The sequence below is a fragment of the Micromonospora terminaliae genome, from assembly GCF_009671205.1.
Classification (GTDB): Bacteria; Actinomycetota; Actinomycetes; order Mycobacteriales; family Micromonosporaceae; genus Micromonospora; species Micromonospora terminaliae.
On the sequence record NZ_CP045309.1, the window covers coordinates 3,092,943 to 3,117,809 of the forward strand.

23 protein-coding genes and 1 pseudogene are annotated in these 24,867 nt (G+C 76.2%); 3 read left to right on the top strand and 21 right to left on the bottom strand.

The features are described from left to right. Positions 1-15 precede the first annotated feature (15 nt). The 7 genes from GCE86_RS13950 to GCE86_RS13980 all read right to left on the bottom strand — a co-directional run bounded on the left by GCE86_RS13950 (position 16) and on the right by GCE86_RS13980 (position 5,662). The gene (locus GCE86_RS13950; protein WP_154227361.1) at positions 16-705 is read right to left on the bottom strand and encodes a RibD family protein; all 690 of its coding nucleotides are present in this window, start codon (positions 703-705) and stop codon (positions 16-18) included. Next, positions 702-1,337 (bottom strand): GTP cyclohydrolase II, encoded by a 636-nt coding sequence (locus GCE86_RS13955; protein ID WP_154227362.1) that lies wholly within the window; start codon positions 1,335-1,337, stop codon positions 702-704. Before GCE86_RS13955 ends, GCE86_RS13950 begins: the two co-directional genes overlap by 4 nt. Before the next feature lie 69 nt (positions 1,338-1,406). After that, positions 1,407-2,378, bottom strand: a complete 972-nt coding sequence (locus GCE86_RS13960; protein ID WP_154227363.1) for a lysylphosphatidylglycerol synthase domain-containing protein — start codon at positions 2,376-2,378, stop codon at positions 1,407-1,409. 52 nt (positions 2,379-2,430) lie between these two features. Next, positions 2,431-3,243 carry an SAM-dependent methyltransferase gene (locus GCE86_RS13965; protein WP_154227364.1) on the bottom strand — a complete coding sequence of 271 codons (813 nt, stop codon included), beginning with the start codon at positions 3,241-3,243 and terminating at the stop codon, positions 2,431-2,433. Beyond that, the gene (locus GCE86_RS13970) at positions 3,240-4,277 is read right to left on the bottom strand and encodes a glycosyltransferase family 4 protein (RefSeq protein ID WP_154227365.1); all 1,038 of its coding nucleotides are present in this window, start codon (positions 4,275-4,277) and stop codon (positions 3,240-3,242) included. The genes GCE86_RS13965 and GCE86_RS13970 overlap by 4 nt, the downstream gene beginning before the upstream one ends. A gap of 4 nt (positions 4,278-4,281) precedes the next feature. Further along, positions 4,282-4,680 carry a 6-pyruvoyl trahydropterin synthase family protein gene (locus tag GCE86_RS13975; RefSeq protein ID WP_154227366.1) on the bottom strand — a complete coding sequence of 133 codons (399 nt, stop codon included), beginning with the start codon at positions 4,678-4,680 and terminating at the stop codon, positions 4,282-4,284. Positions 4,681-4,684: 4 nt separating this feature from the next. Next, positions 4,685-5,662, bottom strand: a complete 978-nt coding sequence (locus GCE86_RS13980) for a zinc-dependent alcohol dehydrogenase (RefSeq protein WP_154227367.1) — start codon at positions 5,660-5,662, stop codon at positions 4,685-4,687. Between the two features lie 53 nt (positions 5,663-5,715). Between GCE86_RS13980 and GCE86_RS13990 the strand changes: the two are divergent. Continuing rightward, positions 5,716-8,375, top strand: a pseudogene (locus GCE86_RS13990) (CDP-alcohol phosphatidyltransferase family protein). 16 nt (positions 8,376-8,391) lie between these two features. Here GCE86_RS13990 and GCE86_RS13995 read toward each other — a convergent pair. The 6 genes from GCE86_RS13995 to GCE86_RS14020 form a co-directional block, all read right to left on the bottom strand. After that, positions 8,392-8,670: a hypothetical protein gene (locus GCE86_RS13995; protein WP_154227370.1), complete on the bottom strand. Its 279-nt coding sequence runs from the start codon at positions 8,668-8,670 to the stop codon at positions 8,392-8,394. Positions 8,671-8,767: 97 nt separating this feature from the next. Next, the gene (locus GCE86_RS14000) at positions 8,768-9,841 is read right to left on the bottom strand and encodes an ABC transporter ATP-binding protein (protein ID WP_154227371.1); all 1,074 of its coding nucleotides are present in this window, start codon (positions 9,839-9,841) and stop codon (positions 8,768-8,770) included. Continuing rightward, positions 9,823-10,623 (bottom strand): ABC transporter permease, encoded by an 801-nt coding sequence (locus GCE86_RS14005; RefSeq protein ID WP_154227372.1) that lies wholly within the window; start codon positions 10,621-10,623, stop codon positions 9,823-9,825. Before GCE86_RS14005 ends, GCE86_RS14000 begins: the two co-directional genes overlap by 19 nt. Continuing rightward, positions 10,620-11,387 carry a molybdate ABC transporter substrate-binding protein gene (gene modA, locus GCE86_RS14010; protein WP_208818128.1) on the bottom strand — a complete coding sequence of 256 codons (768 nt, stop codon included), beginning with the start codon at positions 11,385-11,387 and terminating at the stop codon, positions 10,620-10,622. The genes GCE86_RS14005 and modA overlap by 4 nt, the downstream gene beginning before the upstream one ends. A gap of 11 nt (positions 11,388-11,398) precedes the next feature. Continuing rightward, the gene (locus GCE86_RS14015) at positions 11,399-11,800 is read right to left on the bottom strand and encodes a TOBE domain-containing protein (protein WP_148425317.1); all 402 of its coding nucleotides are present in this window, start codon (positions 11,798-11,800) and stop codon (positions 11,399-11,401) included. Between the two features lie 97 nt (positions 11,801-11,897). Then, on the bottom strand, positions 11,898-14,012 hold the full coding sequence (locus GCE86_RS14020) for a heavy metal translocating P-type ATPase (RefSeq protein ID WP_154227374.1): 2,115 nt from the start codon (positions 14,010-14,012) through the stop codon (positions 11,898-11,900). Between the two features lie 134 nt (positions 14,013-14,146). Here GCE86_RS14020 and ygiD point away from each other — a divergent pair, with 134 nt between their 5' ends. Beyond that, on the top strand, positions 14,147-15,016 hold the full coding sequence (ygiD, locus tag GCE86_RS14025; protein ID WP_204341983.1) for a 4,5-DOPA-extradiol-dioxygenase: 870 nt from the start codon (positions 14,147-14,149) through the stop codon (positions 15,014-15,016). A gap of 15 nt (positions 15,017-15,031) precedes the next feature. Here the strand turns inward: ygiD and GCE86_RS14030 are convergent, their stop codons facing one another. Beyond that, positions 15,032-15,403, bottom strand: coding sequence for a DUF1622 domain-containing protein (locus GCE86_RS14030; RefSeq protein WP_154227375.1), 372 nt, complete (start codon positions 15,401-15,403; stop codon positions 15,032-15,034). A gap of 222 nt (positions 15,404-15,625) precedes the next feature. Here GCE86_RS14030 and GCE86_RS31635 point away from each other — a divergent pair, with 222 nt between their 5' ends. Then, positions 15,626-15,793 carry a hypothetical protein gene (locus GCE86_RS31635; RefSeq protein ID WP_167537045.1) on the top strand — a complete coding sequence of 56 codons (168 nt, stop codon included), beginning with the start codon at positions 15,626-15,628 and terminating at the stop codon, positions 15,791-15,793. 9 nt (positions 15,794-15,802) lie between these two features. Here GCE86_RS31635 and GCE86_RS14035 read toward each other — a convergent pair whose 3' ends face one another. From GCE86_RS14035 to GCE86_RS14065, 7 genes are all read right to left on the bottom strand, one after another. Beyond that, on the bottom strand, positions 15,803-16,474 hold the full coding sequence (locus GCE86_RS14035) for a DUF2238 domain-containing protein (RefSeq protein WP_154227376.1): 672 nt from the start codon (positions 16,472-16,474) through the stop codon (positions 15,803-15,805). A 102-nt stretch (positions 16,475-16,576) separates the two neighbouring features. After that, positions 16,577-17,242 carry a TcmI family type II polyketide cyclase gene (locus GCE86_RS14040; protein WP_154227377.1) on the bottom strand — a complete coding sequence of 222 codons (666 nt, stop codon included), beginning with the start codon at positions 17,240-17,242 and terminating at the stop codon, positions 16,577-16,579. 38 nt (positions 17,243-17,280) lie between these two features. Further along, complete coding sequence (locus GCE86_RS14045; protein ID WP_154227378.1) at positions 17,281-18,507, bottom strand: cytochrome P450 family protein; 1,227 nt, start codon at positions 18,505-18,507, stop codon at positions 17,281-17,283. Further along, positions 18,504-18,797, bottom strand: coding sequence for a putative quinol monooxygenase (locus tag GCE86_RS14050; RefSeq protein WP_204341980.1), 294 nt, complete (start codon positions 18,795-18,797; stop codon positions 18,504-18,506). Before GCE86_RS14050 ends, GCE86_RS14045 begins: the two co-directional genes overlap by 4 nt. A 23-nt stretch (positions 18,798-18,820) precedes the next feature. Next, a complete protein-coding gene (locus tag GCE86_RS14055; protein ID WP_154227380.1) occupies positions 18,821-21,100 on the bottom strand; it encodes an FAD-dependent monooxygenase in 2,280 nt (759 codons plus the stop codon). Between the two features lie 237 nt (positions 21,101-21,337). After that, the gene (locus GCE86_RS14060; RefSeq protein ID WP_154227381.1) at positions 21,338-21,994 is read right to left on the bottom strand and encodes a class I SAM-dependent methyltransferase; all 657 of its coding nucleotides are present in this window, start codon (positions 21,992-21,994) and stop codon (positions 21,338-21,340) included. A 90-nt stretch (positions 21,995-22,084) separates the two neighbouring features. Next, complete coding sequence (locus tag GCE86_RS14065) at positions 22,085-24,787, bottom strand: helix-turn-helix transcriptional regulator (RefSeq protein WP_244317293.1); 2,703 nt, start codon at positions 24,785-24,787, stop codon at positions 22,085-22,087. Positions 24,788-24,867: the final 80 nt, after the last annotated feature.

The window sequence follows — 24,867 nt, forward strand, 5'->3', positions numbered from 1 at the left end:
ACGGCCGGCGGGCCGCTAGCCGGGGCAGCGGTCGGAGAGGGCGTAGCGGGTGAGCACCACGTCGCCGATCTGGCGGACCTCGACGACCCGCGCCCGGCGACCCGGGTGCCACGGGAAGCGGCCGTCCCCGACGAAGCGGGGCGCCCGCCGGTCGCCCACGAAGAACGGCGCGACCACCAGGTGCAGCTCGTCGGCGACACCGGCGGTGAGGAACTGGCAGTGCACGCTGCCACCGCCCTCCACCATGAGCCGGGCGACGCCCCGCCCGGCCAGGTCGCCCAGGACCGCCTCGGGGGTGACCGGGTCACCCGCGTCGACCACGGTGGCCACGGCGCCGACCTGCTCCCGGGTCTTCTCCGCCACGCCGCTCGGGCAGTAGACCAGCTTCGCCCCGTCGCCCATGGTGAAGAACCGGGCGGCCGGGTCGAGGTCGCCGCTGGCCGTGACGGTGACCTTCACGGGGCACGGCGGCAGGCCGCGCCCCACCCGCTCGGCCCGCCGCCGCTCGCTGCGCACCAGCAGCCGCGGGTCGTCGCGGCGGACCGTGGCCGCGCCCACCATGATCGCGTCGCAGCCGGCCCGGACCGCGTCGATCCGGTCCAGGTCGGCGTCGTTGGACAGCAGCAGCCGCTCGGCGGTGGCGTCGTCGATGTAGCCGTCGATCGACATCGCGCAGCTGAGCAGCACGTACGGCCGGCTGGTCACGGCACGAACGGCAGGTCGAGGGCATGGTCGGCGCGGGTCACCTTGGCCGCCAGGTAACCCGCGTTCGCCGGGGACAGGTGCACGCCGGTGAGCACCCGGTCGACCACCGTGACGCCCAGCCGCTCGAGCTGGGCCGCCTTGTCCGGGTTGTTGCTGAGCAGGGCCACCCGGCTCACGCCCAGCGCGGCGAGCATCTGCGCGGCCACCGTGTAGTCGCGCTCGTCGGGGCCGCGGCCGAGCGCCACGTTGGCCTCGTAGGTGTCCAGGCCGTCGTCCTGCAGCGCGTACGCGTCGAGCTTGGCGTAGAGGCCGATGCCCCGGCCCTCCTGGCGCAGGTAGAGCAGGTAACCGCCGGCGTCGGCGATCCGCTCGACCGCCTCGCGCAGCTGGGGGCCGCAGTCGCAGCGCTGGCTGCCGAACACGTCCCCGGTCAGGCACTCGCTGTGCGGGCGGACCAGCGGTGGGGAGGAGTCCGGGTCGCGCCGCTCACCGAGCCCGATGGCGAGGTGCTCGCGGCCGTCGACCAGGCCGTGGAAGGAGTGCACCCGGGCGGTGGTCACGTAGCCGTCCGGAAACCGCAGAGGAACCGTGACCTGGGTCCGGAGCGTCGCGGTGGGCAGAGCTTCGTCCATGCTTCTCCTTCGTCCGCGGCGTGCCGGTGGGCCGGCGACGCACACCTCGCACCCTCACCGTAGGCGGGATCACCGACAGTCGCCGGGCTCCGGAGCCGGACGGCGGCGGACCAGCAGCACCGCGGCGCCCGGCAGGCTGGCCACCAGGACCAGCGCGCCGTAGACCGTGCCCGTGGCGACGCCCTGCGCCGCGGTGAGGCCGGCCGCGGCGAACGCCCAGGCGGCGACCCCCTCGCGCGGCCCGAAGCCGCCCACGTTGGTCGGCAGCCCCATGGCGAGCAGGGCCAGCAGGGTCAGCGGAACGAGCCGGGACAGCGGCGCGTCGGCGCCCGCGGTGCGCGCCGCCAGCACGAAGGTGGCCAGGTGGCCGACCACCACCACGGCCGAGGCCCCCACCACGCCCAGCCAGGTCCGCCGGGCGAGCAGCCCGGCCCGGACGTCGGCGACCGCGGTGCGCGCCGCGCGGGCCCAGCGGGACGCGCCGGAGCGGGGCACGGCACGGGCGGCCAGTGCCAGCGCCAGCGCGACGACCGCCAGCCCGGCGGCGACCGCCGGCAGGTAGGGCCGGACCGGGGACGGCAGCGCCGCCAGCACGGCCACCGCGATGACCAGCTGGACCACCTGACCGGCCGTGCGCTCCCACACCACGGCGCGGACACCCCGGGCCACGTCTCCGGCGTCCCGGCCGTGCCGCACCGCCCGGTGCACGTCGCCGAGCACCCCGCCCGGCAGGGTGGAGTTCAGGAAGACCGCCCGGTAGCAGTGCGCCACGGCGGCCCGCAGCGGCAGCCGTACGCCCAGCCCGCCGGCGACAAGCGACCAGCGCCAGGCGCAGCAGACGGTGGTGACCGCGCCGATGGCGAGCGCGGCGGCCAGCGCCGGCGCGTCGATCAGCCGCAGCCCGGCCAGGAACGGGCCGGTGCCGACCGACCAGACCAGCGCGGCGAGCACCGCGACCCCGGCGAGCGGCCGGGCCCAGGCCCAGAACGACCGGGCGGGCGCGGCGGCCGGAACGGGCCCGGCGACGACGGCGTGTGACAAGAGTGGTCCTCCCTCGGTCCACCAGTTGTCACGTGCCGGCGGCCCGTCCGGTTCACCCGGCGAGCAGGTCGGCGTGGTGCAGCACCACCCGCAGCCGCCCGTCCGCCACCTCGGCGAGCCGCCGCTCCCGGTACGCCCCGGCCACGCCGGACAGGTCCGGGCGCTCCTCGACCGCCGCGCCGACCCAGCCGACCAGCCACTCCGCGATCAGCGCGGCCTGCTCCGGGCCGAGGCGCCACGGGCTGGGCCGGACCCGCACGGGTACGCCCCGGCGGCCGAAGGCCGCCACGGTGGCGTCCACGGCGTCCGGGCCGAGCAGGGCACGGCCGCCGGCCGTCCGCCGCTGGTGGGCGTTGAACGCGGCCTCGAACTCGGCGTCGAGCGGGTCGGCGGGGGTGAACCGGACCCGGCCCAGCACGCTGATCGCGAACAGGGCCGGGTGGCCGGCGCAGGCCGCCACGATCCGCTCGATCTCGTCGGCGGTCAGCATGTCCAGCAGCGCCGAGGCGGTGATCAGGTGGGCGTCGGCCAGGTCCGCGGCGCCCAGCCGGGTGATGTCGGAGCCCCGGGTCAGCACGGTGACCGGGCTGCCGTCGGCGGCGACGAGCTTCCCGGCGGCGGCCCGCGCCAGCAGGTCGGCGTCCCGTTCGTGCAGCACCCAGCGCTGGGGGCCGGGCAGCCGCGGGGCGAGCCAGCGGGCCATCGAGCCGGTGCCGCTGCCCAGGTCGTGCACGACGAGCGGCCGGTCGGCGGGCAGCCGGCGGCGGGCCGCGTCGAGCAGTTCGGCCGAGCGGGCGGCCGCGTCGGCGGGTTCGCGCAGCCGCAGCCAGTCCGCGAAGTCGGGGGGAAGCAGCGAGGTGGTCATGCGGCCGTGGCCTCCTTGAGTACGGCGGCCAGCCGGTCCGCGGTGACCGGCCAGCCGGTGAGGGTGTCCCGCCGCCGCCGGGCGGCGCGGCGCAGCCGGTCCCGTAGGTCCGGCTCGGTGAGCCAGTGGCGCAGCGCGCCGGCCAGCGCGGCCGGGTCCGCCGGGGGCACCAGCAGGCCCGGCCGGTCGCCGTCCGGGCTGCGCCCCAGCGTGCCGGGCAGGCCACCGGTGTCGCTGGCCAGCACGGGTACGCCTCGGGCGAGCGCCTCGGTGACCACCATCCCGTAGGTCTCCCGGCGGGACGGCAGCACCAGCAGGTCGGCGTCGGCGTACGCGGCGGCCAGGTCGTCCCCGGTGAGTGGGCCGGCCAGCCGCACCCGGCCGGCCAGGCCGCTCCCGGCGAGCCCGCGGCGCAGCCGCGCCACGAAGTCCGGGTCGCGGGTGAGCGGGCCCACCCAGTCGCAGGTCCAGGGCAGGTCGGCGACCCGGGTGAGGGCGGCGGCTAGCACGTCCTGGCCCTTGAGCGGGGTGACCGCCGCGACGCAGAGCAGCCGGTCGCCGGCCGGCGAGCCCGCGGTGACCGGCGCCGGGTCCACCCCGGGCGCGGCGACCGACACCCGGCCGGCGGGCAGCCGGTAGCGGTCCAGCAGCCGGCGACGGGTCCACTCGCTGGTGGTGACCACGGCCGTCGCGGCCGCGAGGGCCCGGCCCTCGGCCTCGTCCTCCAGCGGCAGGTGCACGAGCACCACGAGGCGCAGCCTCCGGGCGTGCGGGGCCAGCACCTCCGGCACGGTCGAGGCGACCAGCCCGTCGAGCAGCACCGCCGCGCCGTCGGGCAGCGCGGCCAGCACACCGGACAGCGCGGACCGCTCGGCCGCCGCCGGGTGCGGCCAGCCGCCCGGCACCGGGTGCTCCCGCACCGACCAGCCCAGCGTAGCCAGCTCCCGGCAGGCCCGGCGGTCGTACCCGTTGCCGCCGCTGGGGCTCGCCGGGTCGTCGATGTCGCCCGGGAGCACCACGTGCACGACCGTCATCCGGTCACAGCGACCGCTCGTAGCTGGCCCACGCGACGTGCGACTCGTGCAGGGTGACGGTGATCCCGTGCAGGCCGCGCGCCCCCTCGCCGAGCCGCCGGGCGTGCACCGCCTCGGCCAGCCGGTCGGCCACCGTCCGGGCCAGCACCTCGGTGGTGGTGTTCACCCCGGCGAAGTCCGGCTCGTCGTCCAGGTTGCGGTAGCTGAGCGCGCCGAGCACGGCCTTGAGCTGCTCGGTGGCCAGGCCGATGTCGACCACGATCCCGTCGGCGTCCAGCTCGGGGCGGCGGAAGGTGGCGTCGACCACGAAGGTGGCGCCGTGCAGCCGCTGGGCCGGGCCGAACACCTCGCCGCGGAAGCTGTGGGCGACCATCATGTGGTCCCGGACGGTGACGCTGAACAAGAGATCACTCCTCGTCGTAGGTGATGAGGTGGCAGAGCGCGGGGAGCCGGCCCGAGGCGAGCCGGTCCAGCACGTCGGGCAGCTCGGCGAAGCGGGAGCGGCCGGTCAGCAGGGCGTCGAACGCCGGGTCGGCGAGCAGGTCGAGGGCCACGGCCAGCCGGTCGGCGTAGCTGCGGTCCGCGCGCCGCGGCGACACGGTGCCCACCTGGCTGCTGCGGATGCCGAGCCGCTTCGAGTGGAAGGCCCCGCCCAGGGCGAGGGTGACCGGGCGGTCGCCGTACCAGCTCAGCTCCAGCACCGTGCGGTCCGGCCGGAGCAGCTCCAGGGCCCGTTGCAGCCCCTCGGCGGTGGCGCTGGCGTGCACCACGAGGTCCCGGTCGCCGGCCGCGTCGGCGGGCAGCGCGAAGTCGACCCCGAGCGCCGCGGCCACCGACGCCCGGGCCGGGTCGGCGTCGACCAGCTCGACGCGTACCCCCGGGAAGCGGGCCAGCACGGCGGCCACGCTGCAGCCGACCATGCCGCCGCCGACCACGGTGACCCGGTCGCCGACCAGCGGCGCGGCGTCCCAGAGCGCGTTCACCGCGGTCTCCACGGTGCCGGCCAGCACCGCGCGGGCCGCGGGCACCCGATCGGGTACGACCACCACGGCGTCGGCCGGCACCACGTACGCGGTCTGGTGCGGATGCAGGCAGAAGACGGTACGCCCGCGCAGCTCCGCCGGGCCCGCCTCGACGGTGCCGACGCTCAGGTAGCCGTACTTCACCGGGGCCGGGAAGTCGCCCTCCTGGAACGGGGCGCGCATGGCGGCGTGCTGGTCGGCGGGGACCCGGCCGGTGAAGACCAGGGTCTCGGTGCCCCGGCTGACACCGGAGTAGCGGGCACGGACCAGCACCTCGCCGGGGCCGGGCGGGGCGAGCGCGACCGGGCGGAGCTCACCCTCGCCGGGGGCGCGGAGCCAGAAGGCGCGGGCCTCACCGGTCACGAATTCTCCTCTTTTCCGCATCCGGACCGAACCGGACGGCCGAATTTCCCGTGATGACTGACAGGGTTGTCGATCATAAGCACGGAGGCAGGGTGTCCACGGTTCGAAATGGCCCGTTGGTCGGGCTGATCGTGCAGTTCGTCCTGCTGGCCGGGCTCGCCGGCACGGTGGGCCTCGGCGTGGTGGGCTGGCTGGCCGGCCTCGCGTACGCCGGGGTGCTCTGCGGGCTGCTCCGGCGCGGCCTGCGGGCGGCCGGCGCGGACCGGCTCGGCCCGGCCGACCGGGTGACGCTGGCCCGGGCGCTGCTGGTCGGCGGGGTGCTCGCCCTGGTCGTGGACGGCGGCCCGGCGCCGGTGGCCGTGCTGGTCCCGCTCACCGCGGTGGCGCTGGCGTTGGACGCGGTGGACGGCCAGGTGGCCCGGCGCACCGGCACGGTGAGCGCGCTGGGCGCGCGCTTCGACATGGAGGTCGACTCGTTCCTGCTCCTGGTGCTCAGCGTCCACCTGGCTCCCTCGATCGGCGTCTGGGTGCTGGTCATCGGCGGGATGCGGTACGCCTTCGTGGCGGCGAGCTGGCCGCTGCCCTGGATGGGCGGCACGCTGCCGCCCCGGTTCTGGCGCAAGGTGGTGGCGGCGGCGCAGGGCGTGGTGCTCGCGGTGGCGGCGAGCGGACTGCTGCCGCCGGCGGCGACCGCGGCGCTGGTCGCCGGGGCGCTGGCCCTGCTGGTCGAGTCGTTCGGCCGGGACGTGACCTGGCTGTGGCGGCACCGCCCGGCCGCCCCGGCGGTCCGGCCCGTCCCGGCCGTCGAGCTGGTCCCGGCGGCCGCCGCCCCGCCGACCGCGACCGCGCTTCCCGCGCTGAGTGGCCGGCCCGCCGCGACCGCCCCGCCCGCGCCTCCGGTGCCGCCGGCCGTCCGGATCGTCGCCCACCAGCCGGCCTGACCCCCTCCCCCTCGCCGAAGGACCCCCTCGTGGCACTGCGCATCCGCCCCCGCCGTCCGGCCGGTCCGGCCGCCCCCGCCCCGGACACCGGGGCGTCCCCGCCGCCCGGTGACGCGTCCGACGGCGGCGACGCCGCCCCGGCGCGGACGGCCTCGCGTACCCGTCGGGTGGCCGGCGCGGTCCTCACCATGCTGGCCGCGCTGCTGGTGGTGGCGGCGCTGGTCACGCCGGACCGGCTGGCCGGCACCGGGCCGGCAGCGCTGCTGCGGATCCCGGTGGAGGCCCTGGTCGCGGTGACGCTGCTGCTGGTCCTGCCGGACCGGGCCCGCCGGCCGGCCGCCGTGGCGCTCGGCCTCGTGCTGGGTCTGCTGACCGTGGTCAAGCTGCTGGACACCGGCTTCTTCGTGGCCCGGGACCGGCCGTTCGACGTGCTGCTCGACTGGGGGCTGTTCGATGACGGCTACGGCTACCTGGCCGACTCGCTCGGCCGGGCGGGCGCCGTCGCCGCGGCCGTCGGTGCGGTGCTGCTGGTGGCGGGCCTGCCGGTGCTCGTGGCGCTCGCGGCGCGGCGGTCGGCCCGGCTCGTGGCGCGGCACCGCACCGGCGCGGCGCGGGTGGTCGCCGCGCTGGCCGTGCTCTGGCTGGGCTGCGCCCTGTTCGGGGTACGCCTCACCGCCGGCGTGCCGGTCGCCGACCGGACGGCCACGACCCTCGTGGCGTCGCACGTCGGCCAGGTGCGGGCCGGGCTGCGCGACCGCGCGGCGTTCGCCGGGCAGATGACGGCCGACGCCTGGCGGGACGTGCCCGGTGACCGGCTGCTGACCGGGCTGCGCGGCAAGGACGTGCTGGTCACGTTCGTGGAGAGCTACGGCCGGGACGCCGTGGAGGACCCCGCGCTGGCGCCGGGCGTGACCGCGGTGCTCGACGACGGCTACCGCCGGCTGCGGGCGGCCGGCTACGACGCCCGCAGCGGCTTCCTGACCTCGCCCACCTTCGGCGGCGGCAGCTGGCTGGCCCACGCCACCCTGCTCTCCGGGCTGTGGATCGACAACGACCAGCGGCACCGGGACCTGCTGGCCGGGAACCGGCTCACCCTGAACGGCGCGTTCCATCGGGCCGGGTGGCAGACCGTCGGCGTGTTCCCCGCCGCCACGCAGCCGTGGCCCGAGGGGAGGTTCTTCGGCTACGACCGCTACTACGACGCCGAGAAGCTGGCCTACCGGGGACCGAAGTTCAGCTACGCGCCGATGCCCGACCAGTACACGCTCTCCACCTTCCAGCGGCTGGAGCGGGACCGCCCGCACGCCCCGCTCATGGCGGAGATCCCGCTGGTGTCCAGCCACTCCCCCTGGTCGGCCATCCCGAAGCCGGTGCCCTGGCCGGCGGTCGGCGACGGCAGCGTCTTCCACACGGCGTCCACGAGCACCGGTGGCAGCCGGGACGTCGTGCAGCGGGACGCCGCCCAGATCCGCGCCGACTACGCGCACTCCATCGAGTACAGCCTCGGCACGCTGGTGTCGTACGTGCTGACCCACGGCGGGGACGACCTGGTGCTTGTCGTGCTCGGCGACCACCAGCCGACGGCCTCGGTCACCGGCGCGGGCGCGAGCCGGGACGTGCCGATCACCATCGTGGCGAAGGACCCGGCCGTGCTGGACCGGGTCGCCGACTGGGGCTGGCAGGACGGGCTGCGCCCCGGCCCGCAGGCCCCGGTGTGGCGGATGGACACCTTCCGGGACCGCTTCCTCACCGCATTCTCCCCCGCCCACTGACCGCGCCGGCCCGGGCTCAGGCCGCCCGGCGGCGGTCCCGGGCGCTGCGGCCGGGAGTCTCCCGGAACTCGGCCCGCCGCGCGCCGCCCCGCGCCAGCCGCATGGCGCGGCGGGCGTTGACCATCGGCTCGCAGGGCGCGCTCCGCCCGGCGCACAGCAGGCTGGGACAGCGTCCCGTCGCGTCGGGCTGGTGGGCGACGGCCACGTCGTACGCGGCGCGCCACAGCAGCGGGTCGGTGACGTCGTCCGGCAGGACGGCGTCCTGACTGGACCGGAACCGTGTCGGCTCAAGCACCCCGTTCCCCCTCTTCGTGATCGCTCCCCTGTTCAGTGACCGGGCGGGCCGGGATCAAACCTCCCACCGCCCCGGGTGGACCGGCCAGCGGTGTGCGTCACGCCGGGTACGCGCGGGTCTCCGCCGCCTTGACCGCCGCCCAGACCGGCTGGCCGGGGCGCAGCCCGAGGTGGGCGGCCGCGGCGGGGGTGACGTCGGCGGCCACGTCGACCGGCCCGGCGAGCTGGACGCGCAGGTTGTCGCCGTGCCGCTGCACCCCGGTCACGGTGGCCGGCCAGACGTTGCGCGGGCTGCCGTCCGGGCGGGCCGGGTGCAGCGCGACGGCGGCCGGCGGGAACGCGACGAACGCCGCACCGTGCACGGTGTCCGCCGTGGTGAGGGTGAGGCCGCCGACCGACACCGTGTGCCCGTCGGCGTGCCCGCGGTGCAGGTTGAGCCCGACCAGCCGGGCCACGTAGTCGGTACGCGGGCGGGCCGTGACGGTCGCCGCGTCACCCTCCTGGACCACCCGCCCCTGCTCGACGATGACCAGCCGGTCGGCGAGGACCAGGGCGTCCAGGGGGTCGTGGGTGACCAGCAGGGTCGCGCCGGGGTGCACGCCGAGGTGGCGCTGGAGTTCGGTGCGGGTGTCGAGCCGGGTCCGGGCGTCGAGCGCGGCGAGCGGCTCGTCGAGCAGCAGGAGGGTGGGCTCGACGGCGAGGGCACGGGCGAGGGCGACCCGCTGGGCCTGGCCGCCGGAGAGCTGGCGCGGCTTGTGTCGGGCCTGCCCGGCCAGGCCGACCCGGTGAAGCCAGCCGTCCGCCCGGGCCCGCGCGGCCCGCCGGTCGGCGCCCCGCCGGCGCGGCCCGAACGCCACGTTGTCGCGTGCGCTGAGGTGCGGGAAGAGCAGGTAGTCCTGGAACACCACGCCGACCGGGCGCCGCTCGGGCGGGGTCCACACCCGGCGGTCGGGGCGGTCGAGGTCGACGCCGCCGAGGGTGAGGTGCCCGGCGCTGAGCGGGTGCAGCCCGGCGAGGGCCCGCAGGGCGGTGGTCTTGCCGGCACCGTTCGGGCCGAGCAGCGCCACCACCTCCCCGGCGGCGATGCGCAGCCGCACGTCGAGGTGGAAGGCGCCCCGGTCGGCGACCAGGTGCGCGTCGAGCAGCGGCGCCGTCACGTCGTGCCGACCCAACGGTCGCGCAGCCCGGCCAGGATGGCCACGGAGACGGTGAGCAGGATGAGGCTGAGCACGATGGCGGCCTGCACGTCGGTCTCCAGCGCCAGGTAGACGGCGAGCGGCATGGTCTGCGTCCGTCCCGGATAGTTGCCGGCGAAGGTGATGGTGGCGCCGAACTCGCCGAGCGCGCGGGCCCAGCAGAGCACCGCGCCGGCCGCGACCCCGGGCGCGACCAGCGGCAAGGTGACCCGGGTGAAGGTGGTCCAGCGCCCGGCGCCGAGGGTGGCCGCGGCCTCCTCGTAGCGGGGGTCGGCGCCACGCAGCGCGCCCTCGACGGCGATCACCAGGAAGGGCATGGCCACGAACGCCTCGGCCAGCACCACCCCGGCGGTGGTGAACGGCAGGGTCACCCCGAAGGCGGCGTCCAGCCAGGACCCGAGCAGGCCGCGCCGGCCGAAGACCAGCAGCAGCGCCACCCCGCCGACCACCGGCGGCAGCACCAGCGGCACGGTGACCAGCGCACGGACCAGCCGCCGGCCCGGGAACTCGACCCGGGCCAGGAGCCACGCCAGGGGTACGCCGAGCGCGACGCAGAGCAGCGTGGCGGCCGTGGCGGTTTCCAGGGACAGCCGCAGCGCGGTGAGCACGCCGGGTTGGGTGAGCCGCCGCGGCAGCGTGGTCCACGGTGCCCGGACCAGCAGCCCGGCCAGCGGGAGGACGAGGAAGAGCAGGCCGAGCCCGGCGGGGAGCAGCAGGGCCAGCGGCACCCGCTGCCGGCGGCGCGCGGGCCGGGTCACTGCTTCGGCGGGGCCTGGAACCCGGCGGCGGTGAGCGCGGCCAGGCCGGCGGCGGAGCGGACGTGGTCGACGAAGCCGCGGGCACCGTCCGGGTTGCCGGCGTGCTTCAGGACCACGATCGGGTAGTCGTTGACCGCCCGGGCGGACTCGGGGAACTCGACGGCGTCCAGTTCGGCGGCGGCGCGCACGTCGGTGCGGTAGACCAGCGCCGCGTCGACCTCGCCGAGCTTCACCTTCGCGAGGGCGCCCTTGACGTCCTGCTCCAGGGTCGCCGGGGCGAGCCGCACGCCGGCCGCGGCGAGGGCGGTCTTCGCCGCCGCGCCGCACGGCACCTGCTCGGCGCAGAGCGCCACCTTCACCCCGGGCCGGGCCAGGTCGGCCAGGCCCACGACCCGGTCCGGGTTGCCCTTCGGTACGGCGATGACGAGCTGGTTGCGGACGAGGACGGCCGGTGTCCCGGCGGCCTCGCCCGCGTCGGTGACGGTCTTCATGGTGGCCGGCGAGGCGGCCGCGAACACGTCGGCCGGTGCGCCCTGGGTGATCTGGGTGGCGAGCGCCGCGCTGCCGGCGAAGTTGAAGACGAGCCGGGTGCCCGGGTGGGTGGCCTCGTAGTCCTTGCCGAGCTTCGTGAAGGACTCGGTGAGCGAGGCGGCGGCGAACACGGTCACCGTGCCGCCCGTGCCGGCGCTCGGCTCGTCGTCGGCCCCGCCGCAGCCGGTCAGGGCCAGGCCCAGGGCGGCCACCCCGGCCAGGGCGGCCCGGATCCACCGTGCGGTCACGGGCTGGTCCTCCCCTTCGGCGCGGGCGCGCGCTCCACCACGACGGTGGTCGACTTGATCACGGCGACGGCCACCGAGCCGACCTGGAGGTCGAGGTCGTCGACCGCCTCGCGGCTCATCAGCGACACGATGCGGAACGGCCCGGCCTGGATGTCGACCTGGGCCATCACGGTGTCCTTGACCACGGCCGTGACGATGCCGCGCAGCCGGTTGCGGGCCGAGGAGAGCTCGGGGTGCCCCGGGGCGCGCACGAAGGCGGCCAGGTCGGCGCCGTCGAGCACCCGGTGGCCGTGCTCGTCGCGGGTGGCCGGCAGGCGCCCGGCGTCGATCCAGCGGCGGACCGTGTCCGCGCTGACCCCGAGCAGTTCGGCGGCCTCGCCGATCCGGAACACCGTCACGCGGCCACCCTAACGGTACGCAGGTGCGGGTGGAAAGCGCCGCGGCCCCTCGCATCCGCCAGGAGCGAGGGGCCACGTCGGCCATATCTGCGGCGTGTCAGTCGTCGGCCGGGGTGAGCCGGACCCGGCGGAGCAGTTGCGCGTTGAGCGCCACCACGATGGTGGAGGCGGACATCAGCACGGCGCCCACCGCCGGGCTGAGCGCGACGCCCGCCCAGGCCAGCACGCCGGCGGCCAGCGGGATGGCCACGACGTTGTAGCCGGCCGCCCAGGCAAGGTTCTGCCGCATCTTCCGGTACGAGGCTCGGGACAGCCGGATCACGCCGGTGACCCCGCGCGGGTCGGAGGAGGCCAGCACCACCCCGGCCGACTCGATGGCCACGTCGGTGCCGGCGCCGATGGCCACGCCCACGTCGGCGCGGGCGAGGGCCGGGGCGTCGTTGACCCCGTCGCCGACCATGGCCACGGTCAGCCCGCGGGACTGGAGTTCGGTGACCGCCTTGTCCTTGTCGGCGGGCAGCACCTCGGCGAAGACCTCGTCCACGCCGGGCCGGAAGCCCAGGTCGGCGGCGACCGCCTCGGCGACCGGCCGGGCGTCCCCGGTGATCATCACGATCTTCTTCACCCCCTGCTCGCGCAGCTCGGCGATGGCCGCCCGGGCCTCGGGACGGACCTCGTCCTCCAGTGCGAACGCGCCGACCACCTCGGGTTTCCCGCCCTGGGGCAGCCGGACCAGGTGCAGCACCGCAGCGCCCCGCCGCGACCAGCCCTCCGCCGCCCCGGCCAGCTCGGCGGGCACGTCGGCACCCAGCTCGCGCAGCAGGGCCGGGCCGCCCACCGCCCAGTCGGCGCCGTCCACCGTGGCGCGTACGCCCCGGCCGGTCAGCGAGCGGAAGTCCCGGGCCGTCGCCCCCAGGCCCCGCTCCTGCGCGGCGGTGACGAGCGCCCGGGCGAGCGGGTGCTCGCTGTCCGCCTCGACCGCGCCGGCGAGGCGCAGCGCGCCGTCGGAGTCGAGCCCGCCCGTGGCGGCCACCCCGGCCAGGGTGTGCCGCCCCTTGGTGAGGGTGCCGGTCTTGTCGAACAGCACCGCGTCGACGGTGCGCATCCGCTCCAGGGCCAGCCGGTCCTTCACGAGGATGCCGGCGCGGGCGGAGAGCGCCGTAGAGAGCGCCACGACGAGCGGGATGGCCAGCCCGAGGGCGTGCGGGCAGGCGATCACGAGCACCGTCACGGTCCGGATCACGGCCTGGTCGGTGTTGCCGAGCACCAGCCAGGCCACGAAGGTGGCCAGGCCGGCGACGGCCGCCACGTAGAACAGCAGCGCCGCGAACCGGTCGGCGAGCACCTGCGCGCGGCCGCCGGAGGCCTGCGCCTGGGCCACCAGGCGGCCGATGCCGGCGAGCGCGGTGTCCTCGCCGACGGCCTCGACGCGTACCCGAAGGGCCGAGTCGGTGGCCACGGTGCCGGCGACCACCCGGTCCCCGACGGCGCGCGGCACCGGCCGGGACTCACCCGTGATCATCGACTCGTCCAGTTCGGCGGCGCCGTCGACGATCCGGCCGTCGGCCGGGACCCGGCCGCCGGAGCGGACCAGCACCACGTCACCGACCCGCAGGTCGGCCACCGACACCCGGTGCGGCTGCCCGGCGTCGTCGAGGCGTTCGGCGTCGTCGGGCAGCAGCGCGGCGAGCGCCGCCAGGGCCCCCTGAGCCTGCCCGATCGCCTTCATCTCCTGCCAGTGGCCCAGCAGCATGATGGTGACCAGGGCGGCCAGCTCCCACCAGAAGTCCAGGTCGAACAGGCCGAGGCTGGTGGCCAGCGAGGCCAGGTACGCGACGGTGATCGCCATCGAGATCAGCAGCATCATGCCGGGCGCCCGGTCGCGCACCTCGCGGACACCGCCGACCAGGAAGGGCCAGCCGCCGTAGCAGAACACGATCGTGCCGAGGACCGGGCCGACCCAGCGGACGCCCGGGAAGTCCAGCGAGTAGCCGAGCCAGTCCATCACCATGTGGCTGGTCAGCACGATCGGCACCGTCAGCGCCAGGCTCAGCCAGAACTTGCGCCGGAACTGCTCGGGGTCGTGCCCGGCGTGCTTGTCGTGCCCGGCGTGCATGTCGTGCCCGGCGTGGGCGTCGTGCCCCGCGTGCTCGTCGTCATGCCCCGCGTGCGGCTCGTGGCCCGCGCCGTGGTGCCCGTGTTCGTGTTGCATCGAACTCCACCTCCGCCGCCACCATATACCCCTAGGGGGTATCTGCCAACCCGCGATCCCGGCGCGACCGGTGAACCCGGACACGCGGGGGCCTCGCGGGTTAGCCTCGGTGCAGGGCCGGCCCAGGGAGCGAGATGAGCGAGCAGAACACCCGGACGGTGCTGCCGGCGGCGTTCTTCGGGCACGGCAACCCGATGAACGCGCTGGAGGTCAACCGCTACACCGCCGCCTGGCGGGAGTTCGGCCGGTCGGTGCCCCGACCCCGGGCCATCCTGGTGGTCTCCGCGCACTGGTACATCGGCGCCACCGCGGTCACCGCGATGCCCCGCCCGCGCACGATCCACGACTTCTACGGCTTCCCGCAGCAGCTCTTCGACGTGCGCTACCCGGCGCCCGGGCTCCCGGAGCTGGCCGAGGAGATCAGCGACGCCGTGCACCCCACCTGGGTCGGCGCCGACGTCGACTCCTGGGGCATCGACCACGGCACCTGGTCGGTGCTGACCCACGCGTTCCCCGACGCCGACATCCCCGTGGTGCAGCTCAGCATCAACGCGTTCAAGCCCCTCGACTACCACCTCGACCTCGGCGCCCGGCTCGCCCCGCTGCGCGAGCGCGGCGTGCTCGTGGTGGCCAGCGGCAACGTCGTGCACAACCTCGGCGGCGTCGACCCGCGCCTGGCCGACGAGGGCTTCGACTGGGCGCGCCGCTTCGACGACGCCGCCCGCGAGACGGTCCAGGACGCGCCGGCCGAGGTGGCCCGGCTGGACGGGCACCGCGACTTCGACCTCGCCGTGCCGACCCCCGACCACTTCATCCCGCTGCTCTATCTGGCCGGGCTGGCCGGCGCCGCCGGGGACCGCCCCGAGGTGCTGGTCGACGGCTACGCGTACGGGTCGCTGTCGATGACCGCGTACACCCTCGGTCTGCGCTGCCGGGGAGCCCAGCCACCGGGCGGCGCGCCGCCGCTGCCGGCCGGCGTGCCGGCGGACTCCGCCAACATCTGACCCCGCGGCGACACCTCAGCTCTCGGGCCGGGCCCCGCCCACCGGGCCCTTGCCCTGCCACGGCCAGCGGCCGTCCAGCTCCACCTGCAGCGAGACGCTGAGGAACGTCCGGACCGCCACGATCAGGGCCAGCACCCCGACGCTCGTGAAGGTGGGCGACACCGCCACCGTCCGGATGATGTCCCCGGCGACCAGGAGCTCCAGGCCGAGCAGGATGGCCCGCCCCACGCCCTGCCGGTAGGAGCGGTAGTGCTCGACGACCTGGTGAGTGCGCCACCAGCGCAGCCCGAAGACGACCGTGGCGACCGCGACACCGACCGCGATGACCAGCACCCCGGCCAGGTCCAGGAGCGTGCCGACGTGCTGGATGATCTCCCTGGTCGGCACCCGACACCCCCGTACCGCCGGCGGCACCCCGCGCGTGCCTTCCGAAGCACCACCCTGTCGCATCGCCGCCGCCCGCGGGTGGGTTTCGCCCAGCCCGCCCCGGGTGGCGTGGCTCGCCAGGATTCACCTTCCGCCGCCCGCCGCCGCGCCTAGGGTGGGAATCGGACCCGACCGTCCCGCCGCCGGCGGGCGGTCACCGACGGCACCTGGCGAGGAGCGGACGTGACGCAGCCGGAAGAGGACCAGGAGAAGAGCAAGAAGACCGACGACGTCCTGTACTCCGCGGACGGCGACCCGCACCACAACCTGGCCCAGGCCCCGCAGCCCGACGAGCACCTGACGCCGCAGTACGAGCACGACGGCGAGACGGAGCCCGTCGGCGACGAGTGAGCCCTCCGCTCAGGGCTTCGGCGACAGGCCGGTCCGGGCCGCCAAGGCAGCGACGGCGGTGCCCGGCGGGGCGTCGGCCGGCAACTGGCGATGGTGCAGGCGGCTGAGCAGCGCCAGCGAGGCGATCGCGCCGACCAGCGCCAGGAACATGTCCCACTGGGTGTCCCAGACGTCGCCCTGGGTGGCGAGGAAGTCGTCGGCCGCCGCTCCGCCGGCCAGCGCCGCCCACCACTCGATCATCTCGAAGAGGGCGCTGAACGCCAGGCAGGCGCAGACCACCAGCGGGGCGAGCCAGCGGCTGCCGCGCAGCGGCGACCGGCGGACCAGGATCTCGCGGACCAGGATCGCCGGCACGAAGCCCTGGGCGAAGTGGCCGAGCCGGTCGTACGGGTTTCGGGACAGGTGGAACGCCTCGCGCGCCCAGTCGCCGACCGGCGTGCGCGCGTAGCTGTAGTGGCCGCCGACCACGAGGATCAGCGCGTGCGCGGCGAGCAGGCAGCAGAGGAGCGTGGTCAGCGGGAACCGGCGCCAGGTGGCCAGCACCAGCGGGACGCCGACGAGCACCCAGATCGTCTCCAGCAGCCAGGTCAGCCGGTCGTACGGCCGGATGCCCGAGGTCACCAGGGCGACGACGACCAGGACCAGCAGCGCCGGTGGGACGACTGTGCGCGCTCGGGACACCGCGACCGCCTGTTCAGGTCTCACCCGGTGCGGCGCGGCGCCGTCCGGAGAGGACGACCATAGCAACGGCGGGGACGCCTCCCGGCGCCCCCGCCGCGCCGCTCAGTCCTGCGCCTGCCAGCGGTAGAACACGGTGGCCACCGAGTCCTGCGGCCCGCGCCACTCCTCCGGCCGGTACGGGCTGACGTACGGCGCCAGCTCCTGCATCACCTTCGCGAAGACCGGCTTGGCGTCGTGGTTGTTCCGGGTCGCCTCGGCGGCCGACGCCTCCTGTTCGAGCAGGTGGACGTAGACGTCGTCGATCGAGTAGAGCCAGCGGCCCGTGACGCCCAGTTCGGTCGGCAGCGAGCCGGCGTCGGACTCGGCGAAGACCCGGGCCACGTCCGGTTCGGCGCCGGGCTTGATCCGCCCGACGATCACGGTCAGCGTGGTCTCCGCGGGCGGCTCTCCCTCCGGGGCCCAGTGGTAGAACTCCTTGGCCACCGAGTCGGACGGGTTCTTCCAGTACCTCGGGTACGGCGTCACGTACGGGCCGATGGCCTCGGCGATCTTCTGGAACGCGGGCAGGCCCCGGGTCTGGCCCGAGATCCTCGGGTCCTGCTCGCGCTCGATGACGTGGATGTAGAGGTCGTGGTGGGACAGCAGGATGCGCCCGATGACCCCGAGGTCCTGGGGTCGGGTGGCCTGGTCGTAGTGGCCGAAGACGTCACCGACGATCTTGTCGCTGCCGGGGACCATGTGGCAGACGATCACGTTCCGGAAGACCATGACTGCTCCTTGGTGGATTCGAGTGGGCGGTGGCGGGCTCAGGCGGCGAAGGTGACCGGCAGCTCCAGCAGGCCGCGGAACGGCGACGCGGCCGGCAGCCGGCGCACCTCGTCGAGGGGCACGCCGAGCCGCAGCCCGGGCAGCCGGCGCAGCAGCGCGGCGAGCGCGATCTGCGCCTCCATCCGGGCCAGCGAGACGCCGAGGCAGTAGTGCACGCCGTGCCCGAAGCCCAGGTGCGGGCCGCGGACCCGGCGCAGGTCCAGCCGGTCGGGGTCGGTGAAGTGCGCGGGGTCGTGGTTCGCCGCGTTGATCGCCACGCCGACGATCGAGCCGCGCGGGATGCACACCCCCTCGTACTCGATGTCCTCGGTGGCGATCCGCGGGCTGGCCACCGGCAGCGGGCCGTCGAACCGCAGCAGCTCCTCGATCGCGGCGGGCAGCAGCTGGGGCGTGGCGCGCAGCAGCTCCAGCTGCTCCGGGTGGGTGAGCAGGGCGAGCACCGCGTTGCCGAGGAAGTCGGCGGTGGTCTGGTGCCCGGCGAACACCAGCAGGAAGGTGGTGGTGACCAGTTCCGCCTCGGAGAGCGTCCCGTCGCGGTCGACCGCGTCGATGAGCGCGCCGATGATGTCGTCGGCCGGGTCGTCGCGCTTGGCCCGCACCAGGTCGGCGAAGTAGTGGTGCAGGCGCAGCTGGGCCTCCTGCACGGCCGCCCGCTCCTCCTGCGGTGGCCGGCGGGTCGAGCCGGAGGTGCGGATCACCTGGGTCCAGTCGAGCACCCGGTCGTGGTCCTCCGGCGGCACGCCGAGCAGCTCGCAGATGACCGTCATGGGCAGCGGGATGGCGAAGTCGTGCATCAGCTCGGCCTGCCCCTGCGGCAGCATCTTGTCGATGAGGTGGTCGACGACCTGCGCCACCCGCGGCCGCAGCGCCTCGATCCGCCGCGGCGCGAACGCCTGGGACACCACCCGGCGCAGCCGGGTGTGCTCGGGCGGGTCCGAGTTGAGCATGTTGCGGTTCAGGCCCTCCGAGTTCGGGCCGAAGATCCGCAGGTAGTGCTGGCCGGGGCCGTAGAGGTCCTTGGACAGCCGCGGGTCGGTGAGCGCCGCCCGGGCGTCGTCGAAGCGGGTGATGAGCCAGGAGTCGAAGCGCGGGGAGCTGACCGGGCACACCGGCCGGTCGGTCCGCAGCCGGGCGAAGGTCGGGTAGGGGTCGGCGGCGAATCCGTCGGTGTAGAGCTCGCCCGCCGGCACGGCGTCCTCGGTCATCGGTCCTCCTCCGATGCGCTGCCCACGCTGTGCAGCACCTGGTAGGTGTGCCGCTGCGCGGACTCGCGCAGCTCGCGGATGATGGCCAGCAGCCGGTCCCGGTGCTCGCTGCGGCCGAAGGCGTCCAGGCGCTCGCGGTCCGCCCAGTCGCTGATGATCAGGTAGCTGCGCGGGTCGTCGGCGTCGCGGACCAGGTCCTGGTGCAGGCAGCCGTCCAGCGTGCGGATCTCCTCGGCCGCGGTACGCCACTCGGCCTCGAAGCGCTCCTCGCAGCCCTCCCGGGTCCGCATCGCGAGGACGGTACGGACCCGGGTCACCGGGCACCGCCGAACACCAGGTGCAGGTGCTTGCGGAGCGCGTCGGCGTCGACCGGCTGGCTGCGGAAGCCGACGTGCCCGTCGGGGCGGACCAGGTAGAGGCCGGTGCCGGTCAGCCCGTACGTGGCGCGGAACCGGCCGTCGGCGTCGTACAGCACCGGCGGGTCGAGCAGCCGCGGCTCGGCGGCGTCCGGGCTGAGCAGCAGGTAGGCGTCGACCTCCCCGGCCGTCTGCCGCCGCACGTCGGCGCAGAGGTCGGCCATCGCGCCCAGCGCGGCCTCGTCGGCCGACGCGTCGGCGTAGAGCAGCAGCGTGTGCCGGGTGCCGCGGGTCAGGTCGCGCAGGCGCAGCGGGTGGCCGACGCCGCGCCGCAGCAGCCCGTGCACGTCGGGGGCGCGGTCGCCGGGGCGGGGGGCCTCGCCCAGCGCGTCCGGATCGGACACGGTCTCCCCGACCAGGGGGCTGCCCGCGTAGCTGAGCAGCATGGACATCTCCTGGAGGAACTGCCGCTTCAGGTCCTCGCGGTCCAGCTCGTCGGTGAACGCCATCCGCACGGCGCGGCCGACGATCTCCTCGCCCTCCGGCCGCCGCTCGGTCTCGTAGCTGTCCAGCAGGCCGGGCGCGGCGATCCCGCGGACCGCCAGGGCCAGCTTCCAGGCCAGGTTCCAGGCGTCCTGGATCCCGGTGTTCATGCCCTGCCCGCCGGCCGGCGGGTGCAGGTGGGCCGCGTCGCCGACCACGAACACGCGGCCGTCGCGGTACCGGTCCACGATGCCGTGGCTGATCCGGAACACCGACGACCAGCGCAGGTTCGCCGCGCGGGTGCCGGGCGGGGCGAGGTGGTCGAGGGCGGCCTGGACGTCGGCCAGGGTCGGCGCGCCCAGCTCCGCGCTGAACCCGGGCGGGGCGTCCTGCCCGCCGGTCTGCGCGAAGAACCGGGGCGGGGCCAGGGTGGCGATCCGGTAGCGGCGCTCGCCGCGCAGCGGGACGCAGACCAGCATGCCGTCCATCCGGCCGTCGGTCTCGTGCAGGAACCGCAGCAGGTGGCCGTCGGGCATGTCCCAGTCCACGTCGACGTCGCCGAGCATGAACAGCTGGGGGAACCGGCCCAGCCCGCCGGTGAAGGTGAGCCCGAGCAGCTCCCGGACCCGGCTGTGGGCGCCGTCGCAGCCGACCAGGTACTGCGCGCGGACCGTCTCGGTGCCGCCGTCGGCGGTCGTGACGGTGGCCGTCACGCCGTCGTCGTCCTGGGCGAAGTCGACCAGCTCGGCGCCGCGCTGCGGGCGTACCCCGAGGGTGGCCAGCCGGGCGGTGAGGATGCGCTCGGTCTCGTACTGGGGCAGGCCGAGGTGCGCGTACGGCAGGCCGGGCAGTTCCCAGCTCATCCGGTGGGTCTCCACCCCGTTGACGAAGACCATGTTGCCGGTGAGCCAGATGCCGGCGTCCATGGCCTCCCGGACGACGCCCTGCTCCTCCCAGATCTCCATGGTGCGGCAGTGCACGCCGATCGCCTTGTCGGCCTGGCCGGCCGGGGTGGCCAGCTTGTCGATCACCCGGCAGTCGACGCCCCGCCGGGCCAGCTCGACGGCGGCGGTCAGCCCGGCGGGCCCCGCCCCGACGACGAGTACGTCCGTTTCCCTGTGCACGTCGGCCTCCCTGCCCGTGATGGGTTGTCGCCGGCCGTCCCCGTCGGGCACGACGTGAAACAGGCGGCGCCGGATGTCGAGGAGGAACGGCGCGATCGGCCCGGCCTGCGCGGACGCGTGGGCGGGGTCGGCGATCCAACGGAGGAACTCCTCCGCGCTGTTCCACTCGGCGAAGATGTGGTGCACGTCCGACCCGGGTTCGCGCAGCAGCTGCTCACGCCGGTACCCGGGTATCCCGGCCATCCGGGACCGGACCTCCGGGTAGCCGCGGTGGAACTCGGCGAGCCGGGGCGCCGGCACGGTCAGCTCCACGTCCACGTAGACGGTCGAGTCGCCCGTAACGTGCTCCCGCAGCACCGGGTAGTCGACCGCACCGGTCGCCTCGGTCAGCGGCCGGACCAGCTCGGCCAGCCGCGCGGCCACCGGCCCGTCCCGGTACGCGTGCAGCGCCGCCTCGTCGGCCCACTCCGTGACGACGACGAACCCGCGCGGGTCCAGGGCGTCGAGCAGCAGCTCGTGCCGGACGTTGCCGGCCGAGCCACCGACCTGCCCCGCGACCGTCCGCCACGCGGACCGCACGGCGGGCTCGCAGCCCGGACGCGCGCGCAGCCGGAGCATCGTCCTGATCATGAGGTTCCCTTCGACGGCCTGCGGGAGACGGTGGAGCGGTCGAGTCACCACGTCGTCGCGCTGCGACCCTGCCGGAGGTCGCGTCAACCGGCCGTCACCGGTGACCCCCGCGACGTCCCCACCTCGTGACGCCGCGGGGACGGGCCGCCGCTAGGACGCAGCGACCCCGGACCGTCGTCGGTGGACGCGTGCGCGCGCTGCCACCCCACGGCACCCGGGGCCGGCTGGCTGTGGAGGTCAGGCGCCGAGCGCCCGGACGGTGCGGAGGAGGTGACCGGCCAGGTGGAGCGTCTGGCCGCCGGTCTCCGCGACCACGTCGATGCCCCGCACCTCCGTGCCGGTCCACGCCGGCCCGGCGAAGCCCGCCCGCAGCTCCCGCTCGGTCAGGCCCCAGCCGTGGCCCGCCTCGGGTGACACGGCCAGCACGAAGACGGCCGCGCCCGGCGCGGCGAGACCCGGCAGCGAGGCGAGGTAGCGGTCCATCGCGCCGCCGTTGCGGTGGATGCTGTGCAGGAGGCCGGAGTCGAACACCGAGTCGAACGGCGCCGAGGGCAGCGACAGGTTCGTGGCGTCCTGGACCTCGAAGTGCACGGGCAGGCCCTCGCGGGCGGCCTTGGCGCGGGCCCGGTCGATCGCCACCCGGGAGATGTCGACCCCCGTCACCCGGTGGCCGCGGCGGGCGAGGGCGATCGCGAGATCGCCGGTGCCGCAGCCGATGTCGAGCACCTTCGGGCCTCGGACCTCGTGGTCGAGCACCTCGGCGAGGGCCGGCTGCGGACCGCCGATGTCCCAGGGCGGCCCGCCCGAGTCGGCGGTGTCGCGGTAGACCTCGTCATAGTCCTGCCCACCGTGGACGGGCTCGTCGCGATGCGCTTCGACGTCTCGTGCGCTCACTTGACCCCCTGGACGACCGGCTCGACGGCGGGAACCCGGGCTCGACCAGCACCCTACCCCCGGGACGGGCCGTTGCGCGCCGGCCCGCGGTCAGGTGAAGAGGCGGGCGAGTTCGGTGCGGGAGCGGACGCCGAGCCGGTGGAAGATGTTGCGCAGGTGGTGGTCGATCGTCCGGGTGGAGAGCGACAGCCGGGTGGCGATCTCCCGGTTGGTGGCCCCCTCGGCGACCAGCTGGGCGATGTGCAGTTGCTGGCCGGTCAGCAGCTGCGCGGCCGGCCGCTGCGGCGATCCGACCGACTCCCCCGCCGCGCGCAGCTCCGCACCGGCACGCTCGGCCCACACCGTCGCGCCGAGCAGGATGAACGTCTCCCGCGCCCGGTGCAGGTACGCCCGCGCGTCCCGGGGGCGGCGGGCCCGGCGCAGCTCGCGACCGAACAGCAGCTCGGTGCGGGCCCGCTCGAACCGGTCGGTGTCGGTGGGATGCAGCCGCAGCGCCGTCCGGAACTGCCGCTCGGCCTCGGCGCTGCCGCGGGGCGCGAGCAGCGCGTGGCAGCGGGCAGACAGCGCCCGGCGCGACGGGCTCGCCGTGCTGCTGGCCCATCGGTCGAAGACGGCGAGCGCGGCGGTGGGCCGCCGGCCGTCGTGGGCGGCCGCCTCCACCAGGTACGGCGTGGCCATCACCTGCACGAGGACCTGGCCGCGGCCGGTGCCGGTGCGGGCCAGCGAGGCCAGCCGGGTGGCCGCGTCGGCGTGCCGGCCGTCGATCAGGTCGAGCACGCCGAGCGCCCACTGCGCGTACGCGTAGGGGCGGCTGCCCGGGGCGGCGCCGTCACCGATCTCGGCGATCCGGGCGAGGCTGGTGGTCCGGTCGGCCCGCACCGCGGCCAGCACGGCGAGGATGCCGAGGTGCACCCGGGCGCAGGTCCGCTGGCCGGTGGCGCGGGCGATCGCGAGCCCCTCGCGGGCCGTCTCCGCCGCCGTGGCGTGCCGGCCCAGCCAGTACTCGGCGACCGCCCGCAGCTCCAGCGCGCGGGGCAGCACGGACCGCTCGCCGCGGGCCCGGGCCAGCTCGACGGCGCGGTCGGCGAGCCGGTGGGCCGCGCCGTCGACGGCCACGAGCAGTCCGGCCACGGCGGCGCACACGAGGGCGGCCGGGCTGAGCGCCGGCCCGGACAGCCGGCCGCCCAGGACGACGACCCGGCGCAGCGCCGGCCCGCCCTGCTCGTGGTCGCCGCGCAGGGTCGCCCCGACGCCGGCCGCGAAGGTGGTGAGCAGCTCGGCGTCGGCCGCGTCCCCGGGCCGGCGCAGCGCCCCCGCCCGCCGCGCCACCTCCGCGTACCGGTAGTGGTCACCGGTGAGGCAGATGGCCTCGCCGGCCCGGACGAGGCCGAGGAGGGCCGCCCCCCGGTCGGCCGGTGCGACGGCCTCGGCGGCGGCGAGCAGGGTGGTGACCGCGGTGGCCGGCGCGTCGCAGCGCAGCTGCATCTCGCCGCGCAGCAGGTCGGCCCGGGCGCCCCCGGCCGGGTCACCGGGCAGCGCGGCGAGCAGGTGCCGGGCCCGGTCCGGGTCGCCGGCCGTCCAGGCGCGGCGGGCGGCGGCGACCGTCCGCGTGGCAGCGCGGGCGGGGTCGTCGCTGAGTTCGGCGGCGCGGCGCAGCGCGGTGACGGCCTCGGCCGGGTCGTCCGCGCCGGCCGCGGCCGCCTCCAGCTCCGAGGCGAGGGCCGGGTCGGGACCGTCGGTGGCGGCGGCCCGGTGCAGGGCCGCGCGCAGCGGCCGGCCGTCCAACGCCCGGGCCAGCAGCAGGTGGGCCGCCCGCCGGTCGGCCAGCGGCGCGACGACCTCGACCATCGTCCGGGCCAGCGGATGCGGGAAGGTCACGCCCGCCGGGCCGGCGCGCAGCAGGCCGGCGGCCTCGGCCGGTGCGAGCGCCTCGGGGCCGAGACCGGCGGCGCCCGCGGCACGGTCCAGGGTGGCCGGGTCCCCGTCCGGATCGAGCGCGGCCAGCAGCAGCGCCCGCCGGGTGTCCGGCGGCAGCCGGTCGAGGCGGGCACGGTACGCGGCGCCCAGCGTGCCGCCGGCCGGCGGGGCGGCGGGCAGCGGCTCGGCACCGTGCCACTGGCCGGGGGTGAGCGCGTCGGCGAGATCGACCAGCGCCCGCGGGTTGCCGCCGCTGACCGCCGCCAGTCCGGTGGCCACCGCGGGCGGCGGCGGGCCGGGCCGGCGGTCGGCGAGCAGTGCCCGGCACTGCCCCTCGTCCAGGGGGCGCAGCCGGCGTGCGGGCAGGTCGCCGGCCGCCGCCGCACCGGTCGCGGCGAGCACGAGGGCGACCGGCAGCCGGCTCAGCCGGCGGGCCACGACGGCGAGCGTCGCGGCGGTCTGCGGGTCGCCGGCGTCGATGTCGTCCATCGTGCACAGCAGCGGCCGGTCGCGGGCGGCGACGGCGAGCAGGCCGAGCACGGCGGTGGCGAGGGTCAGCCGCTGGGCGTCCGGGCAGCCACCGCCGGTGAGCACGCGCCGCAGCACCCGCCGTTGCCGGTCGGGCAACGCGGCGGCCCGGTCGAGCACCGGATCGAGGAGGCGTTGGAGGCCGGCGTACGGGAGGGCCGCCTCGTCGGCGAGCCCGGCGCCGGCGAGGACCGTCCGCGCACCGGCGTGCCGCCGGGCGTACGCCAGGAGGGCGCTGCGGCCGGAGCCGGGCTCGCCGTGGAACAGCAGCGCGCCGCCGGCGGTTCCGTCGAGCAGGTCGCGGACCGCCCGGCACTCGTCGTCCCGGCCCCGCAAGGTTATTTGCACTGGGAATGCAGTAACCATCCATCCAGTTTCACCTATCGGCAACCCGTCGGAAAGACTTTGCCCCCGGCGAACCCCGCACG